The organism is Bordetella genomosp. 8, assembly GCF_002119685.1.
Classification (GTDB): Bacteria; Pseudomonadota; Gammaproteobacteria; order Burkholderiales; family Burkholderiaceae_B; genus Bordetella_C.
The window spans coordinates 5,599,181-5,624,328 of record NZ_CP021108.1; the positions used below are offsets into that span (position 1 = coordinate 5,599,181).

Genomic DNA, 25,148 nt, shown 5'->3' on the forward strand with positions numbered 1-25,148 from the left:
AAAACGATCAGACCGATGCCGACTCGGCATCGTCGGCACCGCGGGTCGGCAGGTGCAACAGCCAGCCCGCAACGGGCCACAGGGCCGCGGTGATGGCCGCGCCCACGGCCCAGTCCCAGCCCGGCCATTTGCCGGCTATCCAGGCCTTGATCAGGATGGTTACGAGACGCGCCACCAGGAAGATGGGCAGCATGTGCATCGCCTGGCTCAACAGGTCGAAACGCTGCAGGCGGCGATGAAGAATGACGGCGCCATAGGCGACCAGGGTGTAGGACAGCGCGTTGCCCCCCAGCACGCCGGCGTCATGCACGTCCATCAGCAAGCCGAACACAAACGCCGTCACCATCCCGATGCGGCGCGGTTCGTGCACGCACCAGAACGCGATGACAAGAATCAAAATGTCGGGCGCCTGTCCCCACAGCCGCCAGGGCAGCAGGGAAATCAGCCACACCAGCAGCACCGAGCCCCACACCATGACGGCGTGCGCGGGACGCGCTACCCGTTCGGGCTCCACCGTCCTGCGCGGACGCAGCACCCCGCTCTGGGGTTCACTCCGGTTTATCGGACTCACTGGAGTCTGCCTCCTGGCGGTTGACTTCGGCGCGCTTGACGTCGACCTGCAGAACGAGGAAGTGACGATACCGCTCGGGGTGGGCCAGCGGTTCGCACAGGGCGCGGGCGAAGCCCGAGGCGGTATCGCGTTCCACCTTGGTCACTTTCGCCACCGGCAGGCCCGCGGGGAACAGACCGCCCACACCGCTGGTGATAATAGTATCGCCCTCTTTGATGTCGGCATTGGCGGCAAGATAGCGCACCTCCATCTTGCCCGGCTGATTACCGCCGAAAGCGATGAGGCGCAGGCCATTGCGCAGGATCTGCACGGGGATGGACACCTGCTCGTCGGTGACCAGCGCGGCCTCCGCCGTCATCGGCGTCGTACGCACGATCTGCCCGACCACGCCGCCTTCGTCGATGACCGGCATGCCGGGGGCGAGGCCCTGGCTGCTGCCCTTGTTGAAGACCAGCCGCTGGTTGAAGGCATTGGGCGGCTCGTACAGCACCTCCACCACCACCGCCTGTTGCGCCAGGGTATCCGTCACGCCCAGCAGGCGGCGCAGTTGGGCGTTTTCGGCAGCCATCTGGGCGGCATGCGTGGCCACCTGCGCCAGTTCGATGCGCTGGCGCTGCAAGGCTTCGTTTTCCGTGCGCACCAGGTTGGCGGCGTTGTACCACTCGTTGACCTGCTGGACCATGTCCCGCGGCAGCAGCACGGCGCGCTGGAAGGGATACAGGGCGACGGAGACGTAGCGCCGCACGGGTTCCAGCACGCGCCACTGCGAGTCGCCCACCAATAGCGCCAGGGCCAGAACGACCAGGATCGCCAGCTTCGCCTCGGCGGGCAGGCCGTGTCGGAACAGCCGCGGTGTGGTGGCGTTAAGTTGAGGCATGGATACTCACGGGCGTAAGGCGCCCGGTGCCGGCCGCCCACCCGTAGCCACCATGATGCGGCGGCCGCGGCCAGGCGTAGGAATCAGTCGTTGATGAAAATGGCGCCGAGCTTTTCCAGATGCTCCAGCGCTTCGCCGCAGCCCCGCACCACGCAGGTCAGCGGGTCATCCGCCACCACTACGGGCAGACCGGTTTCCTCTTGCAGCAGGCGGTCCAGATCGCGCAACAGCGCACCGCCCCCGGTCAGCGCAATGCCCTTGTCGGTAATATCCGCGCCCAGCTCGGGCGGGGTTTGTTCCAGGGCTATCTTCACCGCCGACACGATCTGGTTCAACGGATCGGTCAGCGACTCCAGGATCTCATTGGACGATACCGTGAAACTGCGCGGCACGCCTTCGGCCAGGTTGCGGCCCTTGACTTCGATTTCACGGACTTCCGAACCGGGGAAGGCGGAACCGATCTGCTTCTTGATCAGTTCGGCCGTCGGTTCGCCGATCAGCATGCCGTAGTTGCGGCGGATGTAGTTGACGATGGCTTCGTCGAACTTGTCGCCACCGACTCGGACCGAACCCTTGTACACCATGCCGCCCAGCGAGATGACCGCGACTTCGGTCGTACCGCCGCCGATGTCCACCACCATGGAGCCGCTGGCGTCCGACACCGCCAGGCCGGCGCCGATCGCGGCGGCCATGGGTTCTTCGATCAGGTACACATGCGACGCGCCCGCGCCCAGCGCGGATTCGCGGATCGCGCGACGTTCCACCTGGGTGGAGCCGCAGGGCACGCAAACGATGATACGGGGGCTGGGCGCCAGCATGTTGCGGGGGTGCACCATGCGGATGAACTGCTTGAGCATCTGCTCGGTGACGGTGAAGTCGGCGATCACGCCGTCCTTCATGGGACGTATGGCTTCGATGTTGCCGGGCACCCGGCCCAGCATCTGTTTCGCTTCATGGCCAACGGCCTGGATGATTTTCTTGCCGTTCGGGCCGCCTTCATGGCGGATCGCGACTACCGATGGCTCATCCAGCACGATGCCTTTGCCGCGAACGTAGATCAGCGTATTGGCCGTGCCGAGATCGATCGCCATATCGCTGGAAAAATAACTACGCAGGAATCCGAACATGGATATAGGCTCAGCTAGATCAGGGAATTTGGGACGTGACTGCGACCGGACGCCAGCCAAGAACGGCGCGCCTGCGGGTGCAGCGATTAAACCGTGAATGATAACTTATAATTTCAGGGGAAATAGACCCCAATTCCCGGCTATTCCAGGCTTTGTAACCACTGCTGGCCTGTCATGTAACGGCACCCTCAGCAGCTCCACATTTTTTACACTCCCATGGCGCTTAACGAAGAAGACGTGGCCCGCATTGCCCGGCTGGCCCGAATCGAGCTCACTCCCGAACGCCGCGCGCACGCGCTGCAGGAGCTCAACGGCATGCTCCACATCATCGAGCGCCTGCAGCAGGAAGACACCGCGGGCGTCGAGCCCATGGCCCATCCCCTGTCCGCGCTGGACGAAGTCGAATTGCGCCTGCGTGAAGACAAAGTGACGGAATCCGGCTCCGAAAGCGAGCGTGCGGCCCTGATGAGCAACGCGCCCGAGGCGCAGGCCGGCCTGTTCCTGGTCCCCAAGGTGTTGGAGTAACCATGAGCAAATCCGCCCTGCACACACAATTCGCCGATATCGCGGCCCTGCGCCAGGCGCTGGACCGCCGCGAAGTCAGCGCCGTCGAGCTGGCGTCCAGCGCGCTGGACGCCGCCCAGTCGGCCGCCGGCCTCAATGCCTTCCTGCACATCGACGCCGAGCTGACCCTGGACCAGGCGCGCGCCGCCGATGCCGCCCTGGCGTCGGGCACGGCCGGCCCACTGACGGGCGTTCCCATCGCGCACAAGGACGCCTTCGTGACGCGTGGCTGGCGCACGACGGCCGGCAGCCGCATGCTGGACGGCTACGTCAGCCCATTTGATGCCACCGTGGTCGAGCGCCTGCAACAGGCTGGCGCGGTGTCCATCGGCAAGCTGAACTGCGACGAATTCGCCATGGGGTCCGGCAACGAGAACTCCGCCTACGGCCCGGTACGCAATCCCTGGGACACCAATGCCGTGCCCGGCGGTTCCTCGGGCGGATCGGCGGCCGCCGTGGCGGCGCGCCTAGTGGCCGCGGCCACCGGCACCGATACCGGCGGCTCGGTGCGGCAGCCCGCCGCGCTGTGCGGCGTCACCGGCATCAAGCCCACCTACGGCACCGTGTCGCGCTTCGGCATCGTGGCCTTCGGCTCCAGCCTGGACCAGGCGGGTCCGCTGGCTGCCAGCAGCCGCGATGCGCTGGCCCTGCTGGACGCCATGGCGGGCTTCGATCCACGCGATGCCACCAGCGTCGAACGCTGCGGCAAGGACGCCAACGAACCGGGCCGCGTGCGGCGCGACTTCGATACGGCCCAGGCGGCCTATGACGCCGCCGGCGCCCAGCCTCTGGCTGGCCTGCGCATCGGCGTGCCGGCGGAATACCTGGGCGACGGCCTGGCCGACGAAGTCCGTGCCGCCGTGGAAGCGGCCCTGGCGCAGTTCGTCGCGCTGGGCGCGCGGCGCGTGGATATTTCGCTGCCGCGCACCGAACTGGCGATTCCCGCCTATTACGTCATCGCACCGGCCGAAGCGTCCAGCAACCTGGCGCGCTACGACGGCGTGCGCTACGGCCATCGCGCCGCGCAGTACGGCGACCTGACGGAAATGATCAGCCGCTCGCGCGCCGAAGGCTTCGGCGACGAAGTGCGGCGCCGCATCCTGATCGGCACCTATGTGCTGTCGCACGGCTATTACGACGCCTATTACCTGCAGGCCCAGCGCCTGCGCCGCCTGATCGCGCAGGACTTCCAGCGCGCGCTGACGCAGTGCGACGTCATCATGGGACCGGTGGCGCCCACGGTGGCGAAGAACATCGGCGACAACCGCGACGATCCCACGGCGGACTGGCTGGCGGACGTCTACACCCTGGGCGTCAGCCTGGCCGGCTTGCCCGCGATGTCGGTGCCTTGCGGCTTCGGCGCCGGCGCGCACGCCAGCCGGCCGGTGGGCCTGCAGATCATCGGCAACTACTTCGACGAAGGCCGCCTGCTGGCGATCGCCGATCGCTACCAGCAGGCAAGCGACTGGCACCGCCGGTCCCCCGGCGATCAGCACGCCGGCAGCACGGTGGAGCACAACTGACATGAACTGGGAAATCGTCATCGGGCTGGAAACGCATACGCAGCTTTCCACCGAATCGAAAATCTTCTCCGGCAGCAGCACGCGCTTCGGCGCGGCGCCGAACACGCAGGCGAACCTGGTCGACCTGGCCCTGCCGGGCAGCCTGCCGGTGATGAACCGCGCGGCGGCGGAGCGGGCGATCCGCTTCGGGCTCGCCGTCGGCGGGCGCATCGCGCCGCGCTCGATCTTCGCCCGCAAGAATTATTTCTATCCCGACCTGCCCAAGGGTTACCAGATCAGCCAGTACGAGATCCCGGTGGTCAGCGGCGGCTCGATCTCGTTCTTCGTCGGTGAAACGGCCAAGACCGTGCAGTTGACGCGCGCGCACCTGGAAGAGGACGCCGGCAAGTCGCTGCACGACGAGTTCCACCTGGCCAACGGCGCGCCGGCCAGCGGCATCGACCTGAACCGCGCCGGCACGCCCCTGCTGGAAATCGTCAGCGAACCGGAAATGCGTTCGGCCGCCGAAGCCGTGGCCTATGCCCGCGCGCTGCACAGCCTGGTGGTCTGGCTGGGGATATGCGACGGCAATATGCAGGAAGGCTCGTTCCGCTGCGACGCCAACGTGTCGGTGCGCCCGGTCGGGCAGAAGGAATTCGGCACCCGCGCGGAGATCAAGAACGTCAACTCCTTCCGCTTCCTGGAACGCGCCATCATCTACGAAGCGCGCCGGCAGATCGAATTGATCGAAGACGGCGGCACGGTGGTGCAGGAAACCCGCCTGTACGACGCGGACCGCGACGAAACCCGCAGCATGCGCAGCAAGGAAGACGCGCACGACTACCGCTACTTCCCCGATCCGGACCTGCCGCCGCTGGTGATCGCATCGTCGTGGGTGGAAGAGGTACGCGCCACCATGCCGGAATTGCCGGCCGACAAACGCGCCCGCTTCGAAACGAAATATGGGCTGTCGGCCTACGATGCGGCGCAATTGACCACCAGCCGCGACATGGCCGACTACTTCGAAGCGGTCGCGCGCGCGCTGCCTGACGGCCAGGCCAAGCAGGCGGCCAACTGGGTGATGGGCGAACTGGCCGCGGCGCTGAACCGCTCGGAAATCGAAGTCGCCGCGTCGCCCGTCGCCGCGCCTGCGCTGGCGGCGCTGATCGCTCGCATCCTGGACGGCACGATCTCCAACAAGATCGCCCGTGAAGTGTTTGCCGGGATGTGGGCGGGCGAACAGGGCGGCCAGGCCGACGCCATCATCGAGGCGCGCGGACTCAAGCAGATCAGCGATACGGGCGCGATCGGCGCCATGATCGACGAGGTCCTGGCGGCCAACCCCGCCGTGGTCGAAGAGTACCGGGCGGGCAAGCAGAAGGCCTTCAATTCCCTGGTGGGGCAGATCATGAAAGCCGCCAAGGGCAAGGCCAACCCGCAGCAGGTCAACGACCTGCTGAAGCAGAAGCTGGGATAGCGGGCGGGCGCCCTCCCGCGCCGCCGCCCCAGGGCGGCGGCCGGGGCTCAGCCCGTCACGCCGTACTTCTGGCGGTATGCCAGCACGGCCTGCCGGTGTTCGGCGAATTCAGGTGCGTTTTCGAGCAGGGCCAGGATATCGGTCAGCGACGCGATGCTGACCACGGGTATGCCGTAGGTCCGCGCCACGTCCTGCACCGCCGAATGCGTGGACAAGGCGTCGTCCGGCCCCGCGCGTTCCATGCGGTCCAGCGCGATCAGCACCGCCGCGGGCTCCGCTCCGGCGGCGCGGATGATGTCCACGGATTCACGCACCGACGTACCCGCGGTGATCACATCATCGATGATGACGACCTTGCCCTTGAGCGGCGCGCCGACCAGCGTGCCGCCTTCCCCGTGGTCCTTGGCTTCCTTGCGGTTGTAGGCAAAGGGAATCGCGCGTCCGCCGCCGCGCGGATCGGCCGCCAGGGCCATGGCCGTCCCGGTCGCCAGCGGTATGCCCTTGTACGCGGGCCCGAACAGCATGTCGAAGGGCAGTCCGGAATCCAGCAGCGCCCCGGCGTAGAACGCCCCCAGCCGATTCATCGACGCGCCGTCGCTGAACAAGCCGGCGTTGAAGAAATACGGACTCATGCGTCCCGACTTGACCTTGAAGCTGCCGAAGCGCAACACGCCCTGGTCAAGGGCGAAACGGACGAATTCGACGGACGGAGCGGCGGTAGCGGTCATACGGTCACCGAGAAGCAAAGGGATAACGGGGCAAACCGGAATTATGCCTGCTCCCGGTCTTCGCCGCCGAGCACGTTTGCCCTCATTTCTAGTACCCTAGCGGCCATCCCAAGATCGACAGGCTGCCATGCTCCGCATCATTTCCGCCAACCTGAACGGCATCCGCTCCGCCGCCAACAAGGGCTTCTTTCCCTGGATCGCCAAGCAGAACGCCGATTTCATCTGCATGCAGGAACTCAAGGCGCAGGCCGCCGACATGACCCTGGAAATGCTCAATCCGCCGGGGCTGTACGGGTACTTCCACTACGCCGAGAAAAAAGGCTATAGCGGCGTGGGCATCTACGCCCGCACGCAGCCGCTGCAGGTGATAGAAGGCCTGGGCGTGCCCGAAATCGACAGCGAAGGACGCTATCTGGAACTGGTCTACGACCGGCTCTCGATCATCTCGGTCTACCTGCCATCCGGGTCCAGCGGCGAACACCGGCAAACCGCCAAGTTCGCCTTCATGGAGCATTTCTACAGCCACCTGGCCACGCTCGTGAAATGCGGACGGCAGGTCGTGCTGTGCGGCGACTGGAATATCGCGCACAACGAGATCGACCTGAAGAACTGGAAAGGCAACATGAAGAACAGCGGCTTCCTGCCGGAAGAACGCGCCTGGCTGACCAAGGTATTCGCCGACCTGGGCTGGACCGACGTCTATCGCGGCCTGCATCCCGAGGCCACGGGCGAGGCCTATACCTGGTGGAGCAACCGCGGCCAGGCCTGGGCCAAGAACGTCGGCTGGCGCATCGATTACCAGATCGCCACGCCGGACATCGCCGCCACCGCCAAGGCCGCGTCCATCTACAAGGACGAACGATTCAGCGACCACGCGCCGCTGACGATCGACTACGACACCGCGCTGTAGCGCGCCGCGCGCCTACAGCCCACGCCCTGACCGCATCCTGCCAGCCCTGCCGGTGTCCTGCGCTAAGCCAGGCGCAGGCCCTGCTGCACCCCGACGGTTTCCATGAAGCGATCGGGTGACACCGGCCGGCCCAGCAGGAAGCCCTGCAGCGAGTCGCAGCCCAGGCGCGTCAGGAACTCCTGCTGTTCGCGGGTTTCGACACCCTCGGCGACGATCTGCAGGTTCAGCGTCTGACCCAGCGCGACGATGGCCGACACAATGGCGGCGTCTTCCGTATCGTTCTGCAGTTCGCGCACGAAGCCTCGGTCGATCTTCAGCTCGGTGGCGGGCAGGCGTTTCAGGTACATCAGGCTGGAATAACCCGTGCCGAAATCGTCGATCGATATCCGCACGCCCATCTCGTGCAACTGCCGCAGCGTGACCAGCGTGCTTTCCACGTCGCGCATCGCGGTGGATTCGGTGATTTCCAGCGTCAGGCTGCTCGCCGGCAGGCCGTGCCGGGCCAGGGCGCCGGCCACGGCCTGCACCAGCCCGGCGTGATTGAACTGCTGCAGGGACAGGTTCACCGCGACGGACCATTCGGTATGGCCGGCGTCGTACCAGGTCTTCATCTGCCGGCAGGCCTCGTCGAGCACCCAGTCGCCGATCTGGATGATCAGGCCCGTTTTTTCCGCCAGCGGGATGAACACCGCCGGCTGCACCAGGCCGCGCGCCGGATGCTTCCAGCGCAGCAGCGCTTCGGCGCCGATCACGGCACCCGTGCCGGCGTGGAATTTCGGCTGGTACTGCAACAGCAACTCGTCGCGCGCCATGGCATGACGCAGGTCGCGCAGCAGCTCCACCTGGTTCTGGACGTCGCGGTTCATCGACGCTTCGAAATAGCAATACGTGTTGCGCCCCGACGATTTGGCGAAGTACATCGCCGCGTCGGCATTGGCCAACAGCTGCTGCTGGTCGTCGCCGTCGCCGGGGTAGACCGCGATGCCCATGCTCGCCGACACGTGCAGCTGATGGCCTTCGATGTCGAAGTCGTTCTCGATGATTCTGACCAGCTTGGCCGCCACGGTCGACGCGTCGGCGGGCTCGTCGATCTGGGCGATCAGCACGAATTCGTCCCCGCCCAGCCTTGCCACCGTATCCTGGGCCCGCACGTTGGCGCGTATGCGCGCGGCGACTTCGATCAGCAGGCGGTCGCCCGTATGGTGACCATAGGCGTCGTTGACCGCCTTGAAGCCGTCCAGGTCCATGAACATCACCGCGAAGTACCCGCGTTCGCGGGTCGCGGTGTGGATGGCCTGCTGCAACCGATCCTCCAGCAGCAGCCGGTTGGGCAGCTTGGTCAGGTTGTCATGCAGCGCCAGATAAGTCAGTTCTTCGTTGGCTTCCGCCAGAGAAGACGCCAGCACGGACGTGCGGGCCTCCATGCGCAGATCCAGCACGGACGTGATCAGGGCGATGGCGATCACCGCCAGCGTGACGACGATGATCACGATGGCCAGCCAGTTGTTGTCCAGGCCGCGCTCGGCGCCGCCGGCGGCCAGGCAGATGCTGCCCAAGGGGAATCGGGCGGCCGCCATGCCCGTATAGTGCATGCCGACGATCGCGCCGCCCATCACCAGCGACGCGCCCGTCCGCAGCAGGTACGGGTGGCGTCGGTCATGGCGCAGCCAGAAGCCGATCCACATGGCGCAGCCCGATGCCACGACCGCGATCAGCACGGAAGCGATGACCAGCAAGGGCTGGTAGTCGATACCCGGCGACATGTGCAACGCGGCCATGCCGGTGTAATGCATGCCCGCCACGCCCGCCCCCATCAGTAGGGCGCCGCCGGCCAGGCGCCCCCAGGACAGCGTGGCCTGGCAGATCTGCCACAGGGCAAAGGCGGCCGACACGATCGCGATAAGCAGCGACAGCGCCGTCAGGCCGGGCGCGTAGTCCAGGGGGATGGGCAGGCTGAAGGCCAGCATGCCGACGAAATGCATGGACCAGATGCCGACGCCGATCGCGACGGCGCCGCCGGCCAGCCACCAGCGCGCCGCCGCGCCGCGTGCCGACGCGATGCGGGCGGTCATGTCCAGTGCCGCATAGGAGGCAAGGACCGCCACCACCAGCGAACATAGCACCAGCGCGGTGTTATAGCTGCCCACGTACATTTCCGATCCCTTTGAGAAACGGCCTGCGGCGTCCCGGGCGCGCCCTCCGCACGATTGGCGGGGATTACCGTTTACGGGATATCGGACGGAATCATGAAGAATTAAGGTGCATTTACAGAATGTAGTAATTATGGGCGGTCGCGGGAGGGTCGCGGCCTAGCGCCTGGGCTGCCGAACGACGAGGACGTCGCACGGCGCCTTCTCCATCAAGGCATCCGCCACGCTGCCGATCGCCGTGCGGACCAGGCCGGTGCTGCCATGCGTGCCGGTGACCAGCAGGTCGCAATCCGTCTGCTCGGCATAGGCGATCAGGACCCGTTCCGCCAGCCCGGCGGCGACCTGGATCTTCGGCTTTTCGCCGCCATGCAGCTCCGGCATGTCTTCCAGGAACTGGGCGGCCGCCTCTTCCGCCGTCCGTTGGAAGCCCTTGGAATTCAGGTCGTCCCTGCGATTCCCCGGCAGATCGAAAGCATGGAAGAGAGTCAATCCCGACACCGGCAACAGCGACAGCGCCGCGCGCAGGGCCGGCCGCGAGGCCTCGGAGAAATCGCTCGCGACCACTGCGTTGCGATATGGCTGACGCGCGCGCCGCTTGACCACCAGCACCGGGGCCAGCGATTCCCGCACCAGCCGTTCAACCGTGGTCCCCAGCAGTATGCGGCCCAGGGTTTCGTCGCGCGCCACGCCCGCCACGATCAGGGAGCAGGCGTTTTCTTCCGCTGCCTGGCGCAGCAGCCGGACCGGTTCGCCGCAGCGCACCACGACGTCGACATCGACATCGAGGTCTTCGAGATCCCTGAGCAGGCCGCGCCGCGCCTGCGATTCACGCTGCGTCACCGAAGGCTGCGACGTCAGCAGCGCCCGGGACTGCGACTCGATGACGTGCAAGGCGATGACGGACGTGTCGAACTGGCGCGCCAGCAATATCGCGCGATCCAGGGCGCGGTCGCCACGCGCGCTCAGGTCCGTGGCAAGCAGGATAGGTCCCGCAAAACTGTGCATGATTGTCTCCCGGAATGGGGTGATCCCTGCCCCGCCGGCGCGGCTGCCGGTCCATGCTCTTTTTTTTGTGCCGATACGCCTGCCGCAAGCACGTGGCGGGCCCGCCGCGCAGGCCCGGGCGGACGCGCCCTAGGGCGTCGGCTGGCCGCGCACCAGCATGACATCGCTGGGCAGCGATTCCAGCAGGCGTTCCGCCACGCTGCCCACCATTGCGCCCATGATGCCTTTCATGCGCTGCGCACCGGCGATCACCAGGTCGCAGCGCTGCTGGAAAACATACTCCGACAACACGGTTTCGGGCTCGCCGTACTGCACCACGGTGTCGGCCGGCACGCCTGGTGGCAGATCGCCCTGGGCCTCGAGAAAACGGCGCATTTCATTGTCCAGGTCGCGCTGCAGCGCCTCCGGCGCGTGGGCCGCGTCGCCGGGCATGCCCAGCACCGTGTCGCAGGCGTGGAACAGCGTGAGCGCCGTGCCGGGCAGCAGCCCCGCCGCCAGCCGCAGCGCATGGCCCGATTCGGGCGAAAAGTCGGTGGCGACGATGCCCTTCGGATACGGTCCGTGCGGACGGTTCTTCACCACCAGCACCGGCGCGGCCGATTGGCGCACCAGCTTGCGTACGGTGGACCCGAGCAGCAGCTTGCCCAGCGATTCGTTGCGCCCGACACCGGTGACGACCAGCCCGCAGGCCGACGCCTGGGCCGCCGCCAGTATCTGCTCCGCGGCATCGCCGCTTTCCACGCGGATATCGCAGTCGATGCCGGCGGCATCCAGGTCCAGGCGCAGGCGATAGCGAGCCCATGCCCGATGGTCTTCGCTCAGCCGATGCCAGGCTGGCGCGCCGCCGGCGCCGGCCGGCATGCCGGGCTCCATCACATGCATGGCGATAAGGCGCGCGCCCTGTGTCCGGGCCAGCGCGACGGCGCGATCCAGGGCACGATCGCCCTGGGCGCTGAGGTCCGTGGCCACCAGGATGGGGGCGGCGGGCTGGGAATGCGCATACGTCGACATGAATGGCCTCCGTGAGCAACGAAGCCATTATGACCGCGCAGGAATCAAAACGACAATGCGCCGAAGGAATCGGGGTGCGCGCGGGTCGTGAGAGGGGTGCGCGAAAAGCGGATGGGGACTAGGCCTGGTCCAGCGCCTGGATTTCGCGCCGGCGCAGGTACAGCAGCACCAGCCCGGGCAGCGCGATCAGCACCGTGACCAGGAAGAATGGCGCCCAGCCCATCCGGTCGACCAGGACCGGCGTCAGCGGCCCGGCCAGATAGGTCCGGCCCACGGCCGCCATCGCCGACAACAGCGCGAACTGCGTGGCCGAGAACTCCTGCCTGCACAGCGCCATGACCAGCGCCACGAAGGACGCCGTGCCCAGCCCGCCGCACAGGTTTTCCAGGCCAACGGCGGCCGCCATCAGGGGCAGGCTGCCGGGCTTGAGCGCGACCAGCCAGTAGCCCAGGTTGGACACCGCCTGCAGCACGCCGAACAGCATCAGCGACCGGTAGAGGCCCATGCGGGCCATGATGGATCCGCCCGCCAGCGCGCCCACGATGGTGGCCGCCAGCCCCAGCAACTTGTTCACCGTGCCGACTTCGGTGGGCGTGAAGCCGCCGCCGCGCAGCAGGAAAGTGGTGGACAGGGCGCCGGCGAACGCATCGCCCAGCTTGTACAGCACGATCAGGACCAGCAGGCTGATGGCGCCACGGCGGGAGAAGAATTCCCGCAAGGGCTCCACCACCGCTTCCAGCAGCGTGGGCGGCGACGGCGCGGGGCGCTCCGGTTCGGGCGCCCATAGCGTGGCCAGCACGCCTATCGCCATCAGGCCCCCCATCAGCACATAGGTGTTGCCCCAGCCCAGCCAGCCATCGGCCAGGATCAGGGCCAAGCCCCCGGATACCAGCATGGCGATGCGGTACCCCAGCACCTTGACGGCCGCGCCGCCGCCACGCTCATCCTTGTGCAGGACGTCGGTACTGTAGGCGTCGAAGGCAATGTCCTGCGTCGCGGACAGGAAGGCGACCACCACCGCCAGCAGGGCCAGCGGCATCAAGGCGCTGTCCGGCGACAGCATGCCCATGGCGGCGATGCCGACCGCCAGGGCCAATTGCGTCGCCAGCATCCAGCCGCGCCGCCGTCCCAGGATGGGTACGGCATAACGGTCGATCAGGGGCGCCCACAGGAACTTGAGGGTATAGGCCGTGCCCACCAGCGTCAGGAAACCGATGTCCTGCAGGGACACCCCCGCGACCGTGGCCCAGGCCTGCAGCGTCCCGCTGGTCAACGCCAGCGGCAGCCCGCTGGAAAAACCCAGCGCCAGCATGGGCGCGACACGGCGGCTTGTGTAAAGGCGGGCGGCGGACGAAATACCTGGTCTCCGTGACAGCGGGCCTGCCGGCCGGCATTCAACCGGCGGCGAAGCGGTAGACCGCCAGCGTGCTGCGCCATCCCGGCAGCAGCTTGACTTCGCGGTCGTCGTTGAACGTGGCCCGCTGCAGAATGCGCAGACCCAGCTTGGCGGCCAGGTCCTCGAAATCGCGCAGCGTGCACAAATGAATGTTGGGCGTGTTGTACCACTCGTAAGGCATCTGCCCCGTCACCGGCATGCGCCCGCGCAGGATGGACCAGCCATGCGGCCAATAACCGAAGTTGGGGAACGATACGACGCCATACTTCGCCACGCGCGCCATTTCCCGCAGGATATGCTCGCTGCGATGCATGGATTGCAGGGTCTGCGACAACACCACCGTATCGAACTGGCCGGCATCGAACAGCGCCAGGCCATCTTCCAGGTTTTGCTGGATCACGTCCACCCCGCGGCGCACGCATGCGATCACGTAATGGTCGTCGATTTCAACACCGGCGCCGCGCACCTGGCGCTGATCGCGCAGCCACGCCAGCAGTTCACCGTCTCCGCATCCCAGGTCCAGCACGCGCGAACCGGGGTTGATCCAACTGGCGATGCGCGCCAGGTCGGCGCGCAGTTCGGTGCGGGCACCCGCTATCATTCGGCCCCCCTCGGTTCGAGCGCGCGGGGCGGCAAGCCCAGTTCATGCGCGATCCGGTCGTAATAGGCGCGCACCACCGCGTGATAGCGCGCGTCGTCCAGCAGGAAGGCGTCGTGGCCGTGCGGCGCGTCGATCTCCGCATAGGTGACCGGGCGGTTGTTCTTGAGCAGGGCCCGCACGATTTCCCGCGAGCGCTCCGGTGGGAAACGCCAGTCCGTGCTGAAGGACACCAGCAGGAAACCCGCGCTCGCCGCCGCCAGCGAACGCGCCAGGTCGCCGCCATGCGTGCGCGACGGGTCGAAATAATCGAGCGCGCGCGTGATCAGCAGATAGGTGTTCGCATCGAAATAGCGCGAGAATTTTTCGCCCTGGTAGCGCAGATAGGATTCCACTTCGAATTCGACGTCGTAGCCATAGCGGTACTCGCCATTGGCGCCGGGTTCGCGCTGCGTGCGGCCGAACTTCTCCGCCATGTCGTCCTGCGACAGATAGGTGATATGCCCGAGCATGCGTGCGACCGCCAGTCCCCGATGCGGCACCGTGTCGTGGGCGTAGTAATCGCCCCCATGGAAATCGGGATCCGTGATGATGGCGCGGCGCGCCACTTCGTTGAACCCGATGTTCTGCGCCGACAGGCGCGGCGTGCTGGCGATGACCACGCAATGCGCGACGCGGTCGGGACATGCGGTGGCCCAGCTCAGGGCCTGCATGCCGCCCAGCGAACCGCCCATGACGGCGGCGAATCGCCCGATGCCGAAATGGTCGGCCACGCGCGCCTGGGCGTGCACCCAGTCCTCCACCGTAAGCACCGGGAAGGCGGCGCCCCAGGGTTTGCCGGTTTCCGGATTGATGCTGGCCGGCCCCGTCGACCCGAAGCAGGAGCCCAGGTTGTTGATGCCGATCACGAAGAAGCGTTCGGTATCGACGGGCTTGCCCGGGCCGACCATGTTGTCCCACCAGCCGATATCCTTGGGATCGTCCGCCGATATGCCGGCCACGTGGTGCGAGGCGTTCAGCGCGTGGCATACCAGCACCGCATTGCTGCGGTCGGCATTCAGGGCGCCGTAGGTTTCCACCGCCAGTTCGTAGCTGGGCAGGGACTGGCCGTTGGCCAGCAGCAGGGGTTCGGTGAATTTCAGGAAGACGGGCGCCACCACGCCGATGGAATGCGACGCGACGGCCGGGACGGCGGCGGAAACGGGCGGACCGGAACCGGGTTCACCGGAAGCGGTGTGGCCGGAAGAAGATCGACCGGCAGGTTGCGCGGATACGCCCGCGCCAGCGGATTGCTCGATGGTTGCAGTCATGCAGACCTCTTTAGCTGGATTTATCAGGCGCCCGCAAGCGGATCAGGCAAATCGGCGCCACCGAAATGAAGGGCAGATTCTAGCACTCGGCCGGAACCCTGCCGACCCAAGGGGAATCCAGGCAGCCCGGCCCCGGGGCAAGCCGCCACGGTCACGCCGGAGCGGAATCGCAGCCGCAATTCCCATTCGTGTCATTGCTGGGCCGCGGCCGGCGGCTATCGCACCATCGCCGGCATTCCCGCCTTCCCGCTTCATCCCGCCGTCACGGCAACGATGCTCCGATGCCAGAAAAGAAGTTGTCAGAACGCGAGGCTGCCTGCCTGCAATGGGCGGCAGCCGGCAAGACCAGCCGGGAAACCGCCATGATTCTCGGCGTCGCCGAACGGACCGTGAATTTCCACCTGCAGAACGCCTGCCGCAAGCTGTGCGCGCGCAACCGCCGCGCCGCCGTGGCCACGGCGCTGACCTGCGGCCTGCTGGCTGCCTGCCGCGTCGATGGCGGCGAGCACTGAGCAGGCACCCAGCCGTTCAACGGCCATTGAACCGAAGCGAGCCGACGAACTCGTGCGCCGGCGCCGCCGGCAGGCCACGTTCCGACCCCGTGGCGACCGCCTCCACCAGCATCCCGTCGCGGACCCATACCCGCGCCAACGCCCAGACCGTGTGGCCGCCCACCTGGCCGCGGACCGTCACGTCCACGCCATAGTCCGGCGCCACGGCCGGCGGCGTGGCGTGAAGGTTCTCATGCAGCGATCTCACCAAGTCCGCCGCCAGCGCGCGCTGCCCGGCGGGGTCGTCGACCAGGTCCGGCGGCAAGGGCGCGTATCCCACGGCGAATACCCCATCGTCCACCCTGGCCGACGTCAGGGAAAAGCGCAGCATGCGGCCCCCCAGGCCGATGCTCCGTGTGTCCGTGTCGGGACGCGCGGGAAAATTGGCGCTGGCCGCGCCATCGGCGATCTGCACTTCGCGCCAGTTGTAGGTGGGCGTGCAGGCGCCGAGCAGCATGGCGCACAGCGCCAGTAACGCCACGGACCAGCAGCCCGGCACGGCCGGAAAGCGGCGCCTGTTGTATCGTCCCTGCGGCATCGTCGTATCGCTCCCCCGACCGATCGGCGTATAACGGTCATGCGTCATTGTCGCCCAAGCGCGGGACCGGACCGCCGCCAGCAGGCACCGGGATAGGCCCTGGCCGGCGCGGGTTACTCGACGCGCCCATGGACGCAACCCGTAAAATCAGCCTCCATCAACCTGGATCATAAGAAAGAAGCCTGCCGTGACCGATATTTCCGCCCGTCGATACGCCCGTCTGGACGCCAACCGGGATCTGCTTACCCGTACCCTGCGCGGCATCGAAAAAGAAGGCCTGCGGGTCGACGACCACGGGCATCTGGCGCGTACGCCGCATCCGGTCGCGCTGGGCTCGGCGCTGACCAACGAGCACATCACCACCGATTATTCCGAAGCGCTGCTGGAGCTGATCACCGGCACCCACCGCGACATCGGCAGCCTGCTGGGCGAACTGGCGGACGTTCATCGCTTCGTCAACGCCAACCTGGGCGGCGAACTGATCTGGAACCAGTCCATGCCGGCGGCGCTGCCGTCCGAGGCGGACATTCCCATCGCCTGGTACGGAAAGTCCAACACCGGCATGCTCAAGCACGTCTACCGCCGCGGGCTCGCGCATCGCTACGGCAAGACCATGCAGTGCATCGCGGGTGTGCACTACAACTTCTCGCTGGACGACGGCATCTGGACCCTGCTGGAGCCGCCCGGTGCCAGCGAGCAGGAACGCCGCTCGGCCGGCTACATCGGCCTGATCCGCAATTTCACGCGCTATTCCTGGCTGTTGATGTACCTGTTCGGCGCCGCGCCGGCCCTGTCCAAGGACTTCCTGCGCGGCCGCGAACACCCCTTGCAATCGCTGGACGGCGATACCCTGTACCTGCCCTACGCCACCAGCCTGCGCATGGGCGACCTGGGCTATCACAATCCGGCGCAGGCCCAGCTCAAGCCTTGCTACAACGATCTGTCGACCTTCCTGCAACGCCTGTACGCGGCGGTGACCATGCCCTGGCCCGCCTACGAGGCCATCGGCACCAAGCGCGACGGCGAATGGATCCAGCTGAATACCAACGTCCTGCAGATCGAGAACGAGTACTACTCGAGCATCCGGCCCAAGCGCGCCACCGGCCGCTGCGAACGTCCCATCACCGCGCTGGCCGAGCGTGGCGTCCAGTACGTGGAAGTCCGCTGCCTGGACATCGACCCCTTCGAACCCGTCGGCATCGCCGCCGACACGGCGCGTTTCGCGGATGCCTTCCTGCTGTTCTGCGCCACCAGCGACAGCCCGTATTTCGACGACGCCGGCTTCTGTAGCGCCAGCGCGGGCAACTTCAACCGTGTCGTCAACGAAGGCCGCCGGCCCGGACTGGAACTGATGCGCGATGGCGCGTCCGTGCCCTTGCGCACCTGGGGCAAGGAACTGCTCGACCGCATCCTGCCTTATGCCGAATTGCTGGACGCCGCCTATGGCGGTACGGCCTATCGTCAGGCGGTGGCCGCGCAATTCGGCAAGCTGGACGAACCGCAGTCCACGCCTTCCGCGCGCCTGCTGGATGAGCTCAAGCGCAGCGGCGCCAGCTTCCTGGAATACACCTTGCGGCAGAGCCGCCAGCATGCCGATACCCTGCTGGCCTCGCCGCTGGAAGCCGGCAAGGCGGCGCGGTACGCCGAAATGGCGCGCGTCTCGCTGGCCGACCAGGCTGCGATCGAGGCCGGCGACACGATGGATTTCGATACATATGTGGCCCGCTACCACCAGGCCCTGAAGCCTCCCAGGTGACATATTCCGCGCGTATGATCGGAAGCGGCGCCGGACGTTTCGTCCTGGCGCGCCTGCATCCGATCCGCGAGGAATCCCATGCAAATCCGGGCGTGCTTGGTGTGCGTGTTGTTGTGCGGGTGTTTCGCGGCCATGGGCGCCCTGCTGCCGGCCCCGGCCATCGCCGATAAGCTCCCCGCCCCCACGCCGGTCCCATCGGTGGACGTGCGCAGCATCCTGGGCAAGTGGTACGAAATCGCCCGACTGCCCCGCTTCTACCAGCGCTATTGCGTGAGCGACAGCATCGCCCAGTACGTGGCGCGTGACGAGCGGACCATCAGTATCGAGAACAGCTGCCGCACCAAGGACGGCGACATCCGCACCGCGCACGGCACGGCGCACCTGCTGCCCGGCAGCAACAACGCCAAGCTGGAAGTCACCTTCCTGCCACCCTTCTCGTCCGACTACTGGATCATCGGGCTGGCGCCCGACTACAGCTGGTCCGTGGTCGGCTCGCCAGGCCGCCAATCGCTCTGGATACTTGCCCGCACGCCGCAGCTTCCCACGGCGGCGCTGGACAAGGCCAGGTCGATCGCCCGGGCCGAAGGCTACCCGGTCGACGAACTGGTCTACACCCCGCAAAGCGAAGCCAGGCTGAACGCCCGGTAAGCGATGCCCCCAGCGGCCACCACGTCGCGGCGTGGCCGGCCACCAGGAAAAACAGAGGAGCCCACCCCATGAAACGCTATTCATCCCTCGCCGCCGGCATCACGGCGCTCGCATTGCCGCTGGTATTTTCCGTGCCGGCACAGGCCCACCACGGCTGGTCGTGGGCCGATACGGAGCAGATGACCCTGACCGGTGTCGTGCAGAAGGTAGTCGTGGCGCCCCCACATCCCTATCTGGACGTACAGACGCAAAATGACGGCGTGTGGCGGGTCGAACTGGGCAACCCCACGCAGACGCGCGAATCCGGCTTCAACGACCAATCCGCCAAGGCCGGACAAACCATCAAGGCCGTCGGCAACCGCGCCCGGGACCACGCGGAAAAGCGCATGAAGGCCGTGCAGATATCCGTGGGCGGCAAGACCTACGACATATATCCCGAACGCATCGGACGATGACGGCGGATGCCCTTGCGCGATGGCTGGCCGGCCTGCCGCCCGCGCTCTTCCTGCGCGAATCGGCGATCGGCTATCTGTTGGTGAATGCCGCGCACATCGTGGCCCTGGGCGTGCTGATCGGCGCCGTCACGGCGCTGGACCTGCGCCTGTTGCGATCGCGCGCCACCTTGCCACTGCGCGAGGCCGGCCCGTACCTGTCGCACCTGGCCGCCAGCGGGCTGGCCGTGGCGGCCCTGACGGGGCTGCTGCTGTTCTCCGTGAAGCCCGACGAATACCTGGGCAACCGGGCGTTTCTGATCAAGCTTGCGGTAATCGCCGCGGGCGTCCTGAATGCGCTATGGGTTCACGCGGGACCGCACTGGCGGTCCGCGCAACAAGGCGTGGCAATCCCGGCCAGGCTTCGTGTGCACGCCGTGGCGTCCCTGGCCTTGTGGCTGGGCGCCGTGGTGGCCGGCCGTTGGATCGGCTTCCTGTAGTGCCGCCCTCGTCGCCGTGCCACCCCTGCCAGCGCGGCTCAGCGCGCGTTCCTCACGGCCATCGCGACGGCATCGCCCATCTCCTCCGTGCCCACGCGCTGGCAGCCGGGCTGCATGATGTCGGGCGTGCGCAGCCCATCGGCCAGCACCTTGCGCACGGCAGCCTCGACGCGTTCCGCGTTGGCGGCCTGGTCGAAGCTGTAGCGCAGCATCATCGCCATGGACAGGATGGACGCGATCGGATTGGCCAGGTTTTTGCCGGCGATGTCCGGCGCGGTGCCGTGCACCGGCTCGTACAGCCCCTTCTGGCCATAGCTCAGCGACGCCGACGGCAGCATGCCGATCGAGCCGGTCAGCATCGCCGCCGCGTCCGACAGGATGTCGCCGAAGATATTGCCGGTGACCATCACATCGAACTGCTTGGGGTTGCGCATCAGCATCATCGCCGCCGCGTCGACGAACAGATGCGTCAGTTCGACGTCGGGGTACTGCTGCCCCACCTTGATCACCACCTCGCGCCACAGTTGGCCGACTTCCAGCACGTTGGCCTTCTCCACCGAGCAGACCTTGCGGCGCCGGCCGCGCGCGGCCTTGAAGGCGACGTGGGCGATGCGCTCGACTTCCGACTCGCTGTAGCGCATGGTGTTGTAGCCTTCGCGCTCGCCCTTCTCGTTGACGCGGATGCCGCGCGGCTCGCCGAAGTACGCGTCGCCATTCAGCTCCCGCAGGATCAGCATGTCCAGGCCTTGGATCACTTCCGGCTTCAGCGTCGACGCGTCGATCAGTTCGGGGAACAGGAATACGGGGCGGAAGTTGGCGAAGATCTCCAGTTCCTTGCGCAGGCGCAGCAGGCTGGCGCCGGGCCGCATCGCATAAGGGATGGCTTCATCACCCGGAATGCCCGCCGCGCCGAACAGGATCGCATCGGCCTTGCGAGCGATTTCCGACGTCTTCGCCGGCAAGGGGTCGCCAGCGGCTTCCACGCCGGCGCCGCCGATGGCGGCTTCGGTCAATTCCAGATTGGCGTTGGAGCCCAGCACGGCATGCAGTACCTTGACCGCCTGCGCGGTGACTTCCTGGCCGATGCCGTCGCCCGGCATGACTGCGATTTTCATGGGTTTTCCTTCAGTGGTAAGCGTGTCAGCCCTGCGCAGCAGACGTGGCGTGCCGGCGCTCGAAATCGGCGATGCGATCGCTCAGCGTCAGGGTGTAGTCGAGTTCGTCCATGCCTTCCAGCAGGCATTGCTTGGGAAAGGCATCGATCTGGAACGAGTAGGTGGCGCCGTCCGGCGCGGTCACGGTCTGCGCGGCCAGATCGACGACGATGTGTACGCCAGGCCGATCCTGGATCTGCCGCAGCAGCGACGCGACGGTCGTGTCGGGCAGCACGATGGGCAGCAAGCCGTTCTTCAGCGAATTGGAATGGAAGATGTCGCCGAAGCTGGGCGCGATGACCGCCCGTATGCCATAGTCGTACAGGGCCCACACCGCATGTTCGCGTGAGGACCCGCAGCCGAAATTGCGCTGGGCGACCACGATGCGCGACGCCCTGTAGGGCGGCTGGTTCAGCACGAAGTCCGGGTTCTCCGAACCGTCCTTGTCGAATCGCATATTGCTGAACAGATACGCGCCGAAATCGTCGCTGCGCGGTTTCTGCAGATAGCGCGCCGGCACGACCTGGTCGGTATCGACATTGCTGCGCGGCACCGGCAGCGCCACCGCGTCGAGTCGTTGGAAGGCTTCCATGGATCAGCTCCTGTCCAGCAAGGGGCGCGGATCGGCCAGGTGCCCGCTGACGGCGGCGGCGGCCGCCATGGCGGGGCTCATCAGGTGGGTGCGCGATCCCGGACCCTGACGACCCACGAAATTTCGGTTCGAGGTGGACGCGCAGCGCTGCCCCGGCGCGACCTGGTCGCCGTTGGTGCCCAGGCACATCGAACAGCCCGCGAAGCGCCATTCGAAACCCGCGTCACGGAAGACGCGATCCAGTCCTTCCTGCTCGGCCTGTAGCTTGACCTGCTGCGAACCCGGCACGACCCAGGCCTGCACACCAGGCGCGACACGCTTGCCGCGTGCAACCGCGGCGGCCTGGCGCAGATCCTCGATGCGGCCGTTGGTGCAGGAACCGATGAACACGCGGTCCACGGCCACGTCGGTCAGCGGCATGCCCGGTTTCAGGCCCATATAGTCCAGCGTGCGCGTCATCGCGGCGCGCCGCCCCGCATCGGCGGCGCTATCCGGGTCCGGCACGCGCCCGGATATCGGCAGCGCATCCTCGGGGCTGTTGCCCCAGGTGACCATGGGCTGCAGCGCCGATCCGTCCAGCACCACTTCGCGATCGAAGCTGGCGCCGGGATCGGTGGGCAGCATGCGCCACTGCGCCACCGCCTGGTCCCAGTCGGTGCCTGAAGGCGCGTAGGGCCGTCCATGCAGCCAGGCGAAGGTCGTATCGTCCGGTGCGACCATGCCCGCGCGGGCACCGGCTTCGATCGACATATTGCACACCGTCATGCGGCCTTCCATCGACAGCGCCGTGATGGCTGGCCCCGCATACTCGATGACATGCCCCGTGGCGCCGGCCGCGCCTATCCTGGCGATGATGCCCAGGATGATGTCCTTGGCCGCCACCCCGGGCTGCAGACGTCCTTCCACGACGACCCGCATGGTCGGCGGTTTGCGTTGCCAGATGGATTGCGTGGCCAGCACGTGGGCGACTTCGGAGGCACCGATGCCGAAGGCGAACGCGCCCATGGCGCCGTGCGTCGCGGTATGGCTGTCGCCGCACACGATCAGCATGCCCGGCAGGCTGAGCCCCTGTTCGGGACCGACCACGTGGATGATGCCCTGGCGGGGATCGTCCAGGCCGAAGAACTGCATGCCGGCCTCCTTGGCGTCCTGCTGCAAGGCATTCGCCATGGCACGCTTTTCCGGATCGGCAATGGTCGCCAGTTCACGCGTATCGGTGGGCACGTAATGGTCAGGCGTGGCGAAGCTGCGCTGCGGACTGCGCACCTTCAGGCCGCGGTCGCGCAGCATGGCGAAAGCGGGCGCCGAGCCGTCCTGGACCAGGTGGCGGTCGACGTAAAGCAGGCTGGTGCCGTCGTCACGCAGCAGGATCTGGTGCCTGGACCAGATCTTGTCGAACAGCGTGCGAGGCGCGGATGCATGGGACATGGATGTCGGCTGGTGAGTTGGGTTGAAGGTTTCTTCGTATGCTGCCTGGTGTCGGCGTGGCCTGGCGCGCTCAATCCAGCTTGGCGCCGGACAGCTCCACGATGGGCTTGTAGCGAACGATCTCGTCGTTGATGAACTTCGTGAAATCCGCCGGCGTACCGCCGCCGATCTCGGCGCCGTAGTCCAGCATGCGCTGGCGGATCTCGGGATTCTTCAGCACCGCATTGGTGGCCTTGTTGAGCTTGTCGACCACGTCCTGCGGCATGCCCTTGGGCCCCATCAGGCCGTACCACGACGATGCGTAGACGTTCTTCACGCCCAATTCGTCCAGGGTGGGCACGTCGGGCAGCTGGTCGTTCCGCTGGCGCGACGCGACGGCCAGCGCGCGCAGCTTGCCGGCCTTGACCAGCGGCAGACAGGTCGTCGTGTCCAGCATCAGCGACACGTGGCCCGCCATCAGGTCGGCTTCGGCGGGTGAAGTGCCTTTGTACGGAACGTGGACGATGTTGATCTTGGTGGCGTCCATGAACTGCACCGCCGCCAGGTGCTGCGACGAGCCTACGCCCGCCGAGCCGTAGTTCAGCTTGCCGGGATTCGCCTTGGCGTAGGCGACCAGCTCCTGCATGGTCTTGAAGGGCGACGATGCCGGCACCACCAGGATGTTGGGCACGGCCGACACATAGGTGATGGGCGTGAAATCCTTGACCGGGTCGAAACCCAGGTGCGAATACAGATAGACGTTGATGGCATTGGGGCTGATCGAGCCCATCAGCAGGTTGTAGCCGTCGGCCGGCTGGCGCATGGCCAGTTCGGTGCCGATGTTGCCGCCGGCGCCGGAGCGGTTGTCGACGATGACGGGCTGGCCGAGCTCCTGCGACAGGCCCTGCGCGACCAGCCTGCCCATGGTGTCGACGCCGCCGCCCGGTGGCCAGGGCACGATCATCTTGATGGGGTGGTCGGGATACTCGGCGTGGGCCAAGCCGCAGGCCACCAGCATCATGGCGGCCAGCCAGACATGCGGTTTCTTCATGGTTGTCTCCGTATTTTTGGTTTTGAATACGGCGCTATTTTTGGCTTGCCTCTCTTGGCGGGCAAGGCAAATTAAGGCATGTCAGATATGATTAATAGTCATGCCACGGCCTGGCCGGGCCACCAGGCCAGACGGCCGGGGGCAAGGTCACGGGCGGAACACAGGCACGGAGCACGGGCCTTGGCCCAGCCCGCAGCACCCCGCCACGACGACCTGGCCCATCAGGAGCAGCAAATGACTCGTCGACTGCCACCATTGAATGCGCTGCGCGCTTTCGAAGCCTCCGCCCGCAACGCCAGCTTCACCCGCGCGGCCGAGGAGCTCTGCGTCACCCAGGGCGCCGTGAGCCGCCACGTGGCCACGCTGGAAGACTGGACCAAGGCCCAGCTGTTCGTGCGCGGGCGCCACGGCATCGAGCTGACCGGGCCGGGCCAGGCCTACTTCCGCACCATCAAGGCCGCGCTCGACCAGATCGAACAGGCCACCCGCCAGTTGCAACAGCAGCCCGACGAGCGCTGCCTGCGCATCAAGCTGCCGCCGACCTTCGCCATCAAATGGCTGGTGCCGCGCCTGGCGCGCTTCCACGCCGCGCGCCGCGACATCGACGTGCAGATCACCACATCGCACCTGCGCGCCGATTTCGATCGCGAGGACGTGGACATCAGCATCCATTCGGAAGCCGAGCCGCCCACCGGCCCGGGCTACCGGCGCCTGTTCGGCGAGATCCTGCTGCCAGTCTGTGCGCCGGGGCTGCTGAACAAGGAGCCCCGCCTGGAAAGACCCGAGGACCTGGGCAACCACGTGCTGCTGTGCTCGCTGAACCGGCCCAAGGACTGGCCCACCTGGCTGGCGGCGGCCAGCGTCGAGCATATCGACGGCAACAGCGGCCTGAAATTCGAGAACGCCGCGCTGGCCTACCAGGCCGCCATCGACCAGCTCGGCGTCATGGTCGCTCAACTGGCCTTCGTCAGCGACGACCTGCTCGCCGGCCGCCTGGTCGCCCCCCTGCCCCAGCGCACCGACACCGGCGGCGCGTACTACTTGGCCTATCGCAGCGACCGGCCCAAGCCGGAGCGCGTGCAGGCCTTCGAGGAATGGATCACGAGGGAAGCGGAAGAAATGGAGTCGCGGCTGCTGCTGTGACGCCGCCCCGGGGAGAAAACGCATGAACACGCAGACCATTCCCGCCGCACTTGCGGGCGCCTCGTTGCTGGTGTGCTCGGTGCTGATGCCGCTGGTGTGGCTTGCGCGGCAGCGATCACGGCGTGGGGTATAACGCTCAACGGCCCGCATC

25 protein-coding genes and 1 riboswitch are annotated in these 25,148 nt (G+C 66.8%); of the genes, 10 read left to right on the forward strand and 15 right to left on the reverse strand.

Going from position 1 to position 25,148, the window contains the following annotated elements; translation table 11 throughout:
• Nucleotides 1-7: 7 nt before the first annotated feature.
• The 3 genes from mreD to CAL12_RS25305 form a co-directional block, all read right to left on the reverse strand.
• On the reverse strand, nucleotides 8-475 hold the full coding sequence (gene mreD / locus CAL12_RS25295; protein ID WP_198298525.1) for a rod shape-determining protein MreD: 468 nt from the start codon (nucleotides 473-475) through the stop codon (nucleotides 8-10).
• Nucleotides 476-548: 73 nt separating this feature from the next.
• Nucleotides 549-1,448, reverse strand: coding sequence for a rod shape-determining protein MreC (gene mreC / locus CAL12_RS25300; protein WP_086067121.1), 900 nt, complete (start codon nucleotides 1,446-1,448; stop codon nucleotides 549-551).
• An 83-nt stretch (nucleotides 1,449-1,531) separates the two neighbouring features.
• The gene (locus CAL12_RS25305) at nucleotides 1,532-2,575 is read right to left on the reverse strand and encodes a rod shape-determining protein (RefSeq protein ID WP_057653883.1); all 1,044 of its coding nucleotides are present in this window, start codon (nucleotides 2,573-2,575) and stop codon (nucleotides 1,532-1,534) included.
• 216 nt (nucleotides 2,576-2,791) lie between these two features.
• Between CAL12_RS25305 and gatC the strand changes: the two genes are divergently transcribed.
• The 3 genes from gatC to gatB are packed head-to-tail and all read left to right on the forward strand — an operon-like array spanning nucleotide 2,792 to nucleotide 6,118.
• Complete coding sequence (gatC, locus tag CAL12_RS25310) at nucleotides 2,792-3,100, forward strand: Asp-tRNA(Asn)/Glu-tRNA(Gln) amidotransferase subunit GatC (RefSeq protein WP_086067122.1); 309 nt, start codon at nucleotides 2,792-2,794, stop codon at nucleotides 3,098-3,100.
• Nucleotides 3,101-3,102: 2 nt separating this feature from the next.
• Nucleotides 3,103-4,662 carry an Asp-tRNA(Asn)/Glu-tRNA(Gln) amidotransferase subunit GatA gene (gene gatA, locus CAL12_RS25315; protein WP_086067123.1) on the forward strand — a complete coding sequence of 520 codons (1,560 nt, stop codon included), beginning with the start codon at nucleotides 3,103-3,105 and terminating at the stop codon, nucleotides 4,660-4,662.
• A 1-nt stretch (nucleotide 4,663) separates the two neighbouring features.
• Nucleotides 4,664-6,118: an Asp-tRNA(Asn)/Glu-tRNA(Gln) amidotransferase subunit GatB gene (gene gatB, locus CAL12_RS25320; RefSeq protein ID WP_086067124.1), complete on the forward strand. Its 1,455-nt coding sequence runs from the start codon at nucleotides 4,664-4,666 to the stop codon at nucleotides 6,116-6,118.
• Between the two features lie 47 nt (nucleotides 6,119-6,165).
• Here the strand turns inward: gatB and pyrE are convergent, their stop codons facing one another.
• Nucleotides 6,166-6,846 carry an orotate phosphoribosyltransferase gene (pyrE, locus tag CAL12_RS25325; RefSeq protein WP_086067125.1) on the reverse strand — a complete coding sequence of 227 codons (681 nt, stop codon included), beginning with the start codon at nucleotides 6,844-6,846 and terminating at the stop codon, nucleotides 6,166-6,168.
• Nucleotides 6,847-6,973: 127 nt separating this feature from the next.
• Here pyrE and CAL12_RS25330 point away from each other — a divergent pair, with 127 nt between their 5' ends.
• Nucleotides 6,974-7,756 (forward strand): exodeoxyribonuclease III, encoded by a 783-nt coding sequence (locus CAL12_RS25330; RefSeq protein ID WP_086067126.1) that lies wholly within the window; start codon nucleotides 6,974-6,976, stop codon nucleotides 7,754-7,756.
• A gap of 62 nt (nucleotides 7,757-7,818) precedes the next feature.
• Here CAL12_RS25330 and CAL12_RS25335 read toward each other — a convergent pair whose 3' ends face one another.
• From CAL12_RS25335 to metX, 6 genes are all read right to left on the reverse strand, one after another.
• Nucleotides 7,819-9,909 (reverse strand): putative bifunctional diguanylate cyclase/phosphodiesterase, encoded by a 2,091-nt coding sequence (locus CAL12_RS25335; RefSeq protein ID WP_086067127.1) that lies wholly within the window; start codon nucleotides 9,907-9,909, stop codon nucleotides 7,819-7,821.
• A 156-nt stretch (nucleotides 9,910-10,065) separates the two neighbouring features.
• Nucleotides 10,066-10,911, reverse strand: coding sequence for a universal stress protein (locus CAL12_RS25340; protein ID WP_086067128.1), 846 nt, complete (start codon nucleotides 10,909-10,911; stop codon nucleotides 10,066-10,068).
• Between the two features lie 129 nt (nucleotides 10,912-11,040).
• A complete protein-coding gene (locus CAL12_RS25345) occupies nucleotides 11,041-11,922 on the reverse strand; it encodes a universal stress protein (protein ID WP_086067129.1) in 882 nt (293 codons plus the stop codon).
• A 118-nt stretch (nucleotides 11,923-12,040) separates the two neighbouring features.
• Nucleotides 12,041-13,279 carry a muropeptide transporter gene (locus tag CAL12_RS25350; RefSeq protein ID WP_269768444.1) on the reverse strand — a complete coding sequence of 413 codons (1,239 nt, stop codon included), beginning with the start codon at nucleotides 13,277-13,279 and terminating at the stop codon, nucleotides 12,041-12,043.
• Nucleotides 13,280-13,316: 37 nt separating this feature from the next.
• Complete coding sequence (gene metW, locus CAL12_RS25355; RefSeq protein WP_086067131.1) at nucleotides 13,317-13,919, reverse strand: methionine biosynthesis protein MetW; 603 nt, start codon at nucleotides 13,917-13,919, stop codon at nucleotides 13,317-13,319.
• The gene (metX, locus tag CAL12_RS25360; protein ID WP_086067132.1) at nucleotides 13,916-15,226 is read right to left on the reverse strand and encodes a homoserine O-succinyltransferase MetX; all 1,311 of its coding nucleotides are present in this window, start codon (nucleotides 15,224-15,226) and stop codon (nucleotides 13,916-13,918) included. Before metX ends, metW begins: the two co-directional genes overlap by 4 nt.
• Nucleotides 15,216-15,294: riboswitch (SAM riboswitch) on the reverse strand. It overlaps the preceding gene by 11 nt.
• A 213-nt stretch (nucleotides 15,295-15,507) precedes the next feature.
• Here metX and CAL12_RS25365 point away from each other — a divergent pair.
• The gene (locus CAL12_RS25365) at nucleotides 15,508-15,738 is read left to right on the forward strand and encodes a helix-turn-helix domain-containing protein (RefSeq protein ID WP_086067133.1); all 231 of its coding nucleotides are present in this window, start codon (nucleotides 15,508-15,510) and stop codon (nucleotides 15,736-15,738) included.
• A 16-nt stretch (nucleotides 15,739-15,754) separates the two neighbouring features.
• Here CAL12_RS25365 and CAL12_RS25370 read toward each other — a convergent pair whose 3' ends face one another.
• Nucleotides 15,755-16,315, reverse strand: coding sequence for a hypothetical protein (locus CAL12_RS25370; protein WP_232464633.1), 561 nt, complete (start codon nucleotides 16,313-16,315; stop codon nucleotides 15,755-15,757).
• 187 nt (nucleotides 16,316-16,502) lie between these two features.
• Between CAL12_RS25370 and gshA the strand changes: the two genes are divergently transcribed.
• The 4 genes from gshA to CAL12_RS25390 all read left to right on the forward strand — a co-directional run bounded on the left by gshA (nucleotide 16,503) and on the right by CAL12_RS25390 (nucleotide 19,650).
• Complete coding sequence (gshA, locus tag CAL12_RS25375; RefSeq protein WP_086067134.1) at nucleotides 16,503-18,071, forward strand: glutamate--cysteine ligase; 1,569 nt, start codon at nucleotides 16,503-16,505, stop codon at nucleotides 18,069-18,071.
• A 78-nt stretch (nucleotides 18,072-18,149) separates the two neighbouring features.
• Complete coding sequence (locus CAL12_RS25380) at nucleotides 18,150-18,719, forward strand: lipocalin family protein (protein ID WP_086067135.1); 570 nt, start codon at nucleotides 18,150-18,152, stop codon at nucleotides 18,717-18,719.
• Between the two features lie 68 nt (nucleotides 18,720-18,787).
• Nucleotides 18,788-19,174, forward strand: a complete 387-nt coding sequence (locus CAL12_RS25385; RefSeq protein WP_086067136.1) for a DUF6152 family protein — start codon at nucleotides 18,788-18,790, stop codon at nucleotides 19,172-19,174.
• On the forward strand, nucleotides 19,171-19,650 hold the full coding sequence (locus CAL12_RS25390; RefSeq protein ID WP_086067137.1) for a DUF6644 family protein: 480 nt from the start codon (nucleotides 19,171-19,173) through the stop codon (nucleotides 19,648-19,650). The genes CAL12_RS25385 and CAL12_RS25390 overlap by 4 nt, the downstream gene beginning before the upstream one ends.
• Nucleotides 19,651-19,688: 38 nt before the next feature.
• Here CAL12_RS25390 and leuB read toward each other — a convergent pair whose 3' ends face one another.
• The 4 genes from leuB to CAL12_RS25410 all read right to left on the reverse strand — a co-directional run bounded on the left by leuB (nucleotide 19,689) and on the right by CAL12_RS25410 (nucleotide 23,854).
• Entirely contained in the window at nucleotides 19,689-20,765 is a 1,077-nt protein-coding gene (gene leuB, locus CAL12_RS25395; protein ID WP_086067138.1) for a 3-isopropylmalate dehydrogenase, read from the reverse strand.
• A 25-nt stretch (nucleotides 20,766-20,790) separates the two neighbouring features.
• Nucleotides 20,791-21,396 (reverse strand): 3-isopropylmalate dehydratase small subunit, encoded by a 606-nt coding sequence (gene leuD, locus CAL12_RS25400; protein ID WP_086067139.1) that lies wholly within the window; start codon nucleotides 21,394-21,396, stop codon nucleotides 20,791-20,793.
• Between the two features lie 3 nt (nucleotides 21,397-21,399).
• Nucleotides 21,400-22,824: a 3-isopropylmalate dehydratase large subunit gene (gene leuC, locus CAL12_RS25405; protein WP_086067140.1), complete on the reverse strand. Its 1,425-nt coding sequence runs from the start codon at nucleotides 22,822-22,824 to the stop codon at nucleotides 21,400-21,402.
• 70 nt (nucleotides 22,825-22,894) lie between these two features.
• Nucleotides 22,895-23,854 carry a Bug family tripartite tricarboxylate transporter substrate binding protein gene (locus tag CAL12_RS25410; protein ID WP_086067141.1) on the reverse strand — a complete coding sequence of 320 codons (960 nt, stop codon included), beginning with the start codon at nucleotides 23,852-23,854 and terminating at the stop codon, nucleotides 22,895-22,897.
• A gap of 234 nt (nucleotides 23,855-24,088) precedes the next feature.
• On the opposite strand from CAL12_RS25410, the gene gcvA reads away from it, so the two are divergent.
• Nucleotides 24,089-24,997, forward strand: a complete 909-nt coding sequence (gene gcvA / locus CAL12_RS25415; protein WP_157793126.1) for a transcriptional regulator GcvA — start codon at nucleotides 24,089-24,091, stop codon at nucleotides 24,995-24,997.
• The last annotated feature ends 151 nt before the right edge of the window (nucleotides 24,998-25,148 follow it).

Coding starts and splice junctions, on each gene's coding strand:
- CAL12_RS25330 (WP_086067126.1), top strand. CDS start 6,974: ATGCTCCGCATCATTTCCGCCAACCTGAACGGCATCCGCTCCGCCGCC.
- CAL12_RS25365 (WP_086067133.1), top strand. CDS start 15,508: ATGCCAGAAAAGAAGTTGTCAGAACGCGAGGCTGCCTGCCTGCAATGG.
- CAL12_RS25380 (WP_086067135.1), top strand. CDS start 18,150: ATGCAAATCCGGGCGTGCTTGGTGTGCGTGTTGTTGTGCGGGTGTTTC.
- gatB (WP_086067124.1), top strand. CDS start 4,664: ATGAACTGGGAAATCGTCATCGGGCTGGAAACGCATACGCAGCTTTCC.
- gcvA (WP_157793126.1), top strand. CDS start 24,089: ATGACTCGTCGACTGCCACCATTGAATGCGCTGCGCGCTTTCGAAGCC.
- metW (WP_086067131.1), bottom strand. CDS start 13,919: ATGATAGCGGGTGCCCGCACCGAACTGCGCGCCGACCTGGCGCGCATC.
- pyrE (WP_086067125.1), bottom strand. CDS start 6,846: ATGACCGCTACCGCCGCTCCGTCCGTCGAATTCGTCCGTTTCGCCCTT.
- CAL12_RS25370 (WP_232464633.1), bottom strand. CDS start 16,315: ATGCCGCAGGGACGATACAACAGGCGCCGCTTTCCGGCCGTGCCGGGC.
- CAL12_RS25385 (WP_086067136.1), top strand. CDS start 18,788: ATGAAACGCTATTCATCCCTCGCCGCCGGCATCACGGCGCTCGCATTG.
- leuC (WP_086067140.1), bottom strand. CDS start 22,824: ATGTCCCATGCATCCGCGCCTCGCACGCTGTTCGACAAGATCTGGTCC.
- leuD (WP_086067139.1), bottom strand. CDS start 21,396: ATGGAAGCCTTCCAACGACTCGACGCGGTGGCGCTGCCGGTGCCGCGC.
- CAL12_RS25335 (WP_086067127.1), bottom strand. CDS start 9,909: ATGTACGTGGGCAGCTATAACACCGCGCTGGTGCTATGTTCGCTGGTG.
- CAL12_RS25305 (WP_057653883.1), bottom strand. CDS start 2,575: ATGTTCGGATTCCTGCGTAGTTATTTTTCCAGCGATATGGCGATCGAT.
- CAL12_RS25390 (WP_086067137.1), top strand. CDS start 19,171: ATGACGGCGGATGCCCTTGCGCGATGGCTGGCCGGCCTGCCGCCCGCG.
- CAL12_RS25410 (WP_086067141.1), bottom strand. CDS start 23,854: ATGAAGAAACCGCATGTCTGGCTGGCCGCCATGATGCTGGTGGCCTGC.
- metX (WP_086067132.1), bottom strand. CDS start 15,226: ATGACTGCAACCATCGAGCAATCCGCTGGCGCGGGCGTATCCGCGCAA.
- gatC (WP_086067122.1), top strand. CDS start 2,792: ATGGCGCTTAACGAAGAAGACGTGGCCCGCATTGCCCGGCTGGCCCGA.
- gatA (WP_086067123.1), top strand. CDS start 3,103: ATGAGCAAATCCGCCCTGCACACACAATTCGCCGATATCGCGGCCCTG.
- mreC (WP_086067121.1), bottom strand. CDS start 1,448: ATGCCTCAACTTAACGCCACCACACCGCGGCTGTTCCGACACGGCCTG.
- leuB (WP_086067138.1), bottom strand. CDS start 20,765: ATGAAAATCGCAGTCATGCCGGGCGACGGCATCGGCCAGGAAGTCACC.
- CAL12_RS25345 (WP_086067129.1), bottom strand. CDS start 11,922: ATGTCGACGTATGCGCATTCCCAGCCCGCCGCCCCCATCCTGGTGGCC.
- mreD (WP_198298525.1), bottom strand. CDS start 475: ATGGTGTGGGGCTCGGTGCTGCTGGTGTGGCTGATTTCCCTGCTGCCC.
- CAL12_RS25340 (WP_086067128.1), bottom strand. CDS start 10,911: ATGCACAGTTTTGCGGGACCTATCCTGCTTGCCACGGACCTGAGCGCG.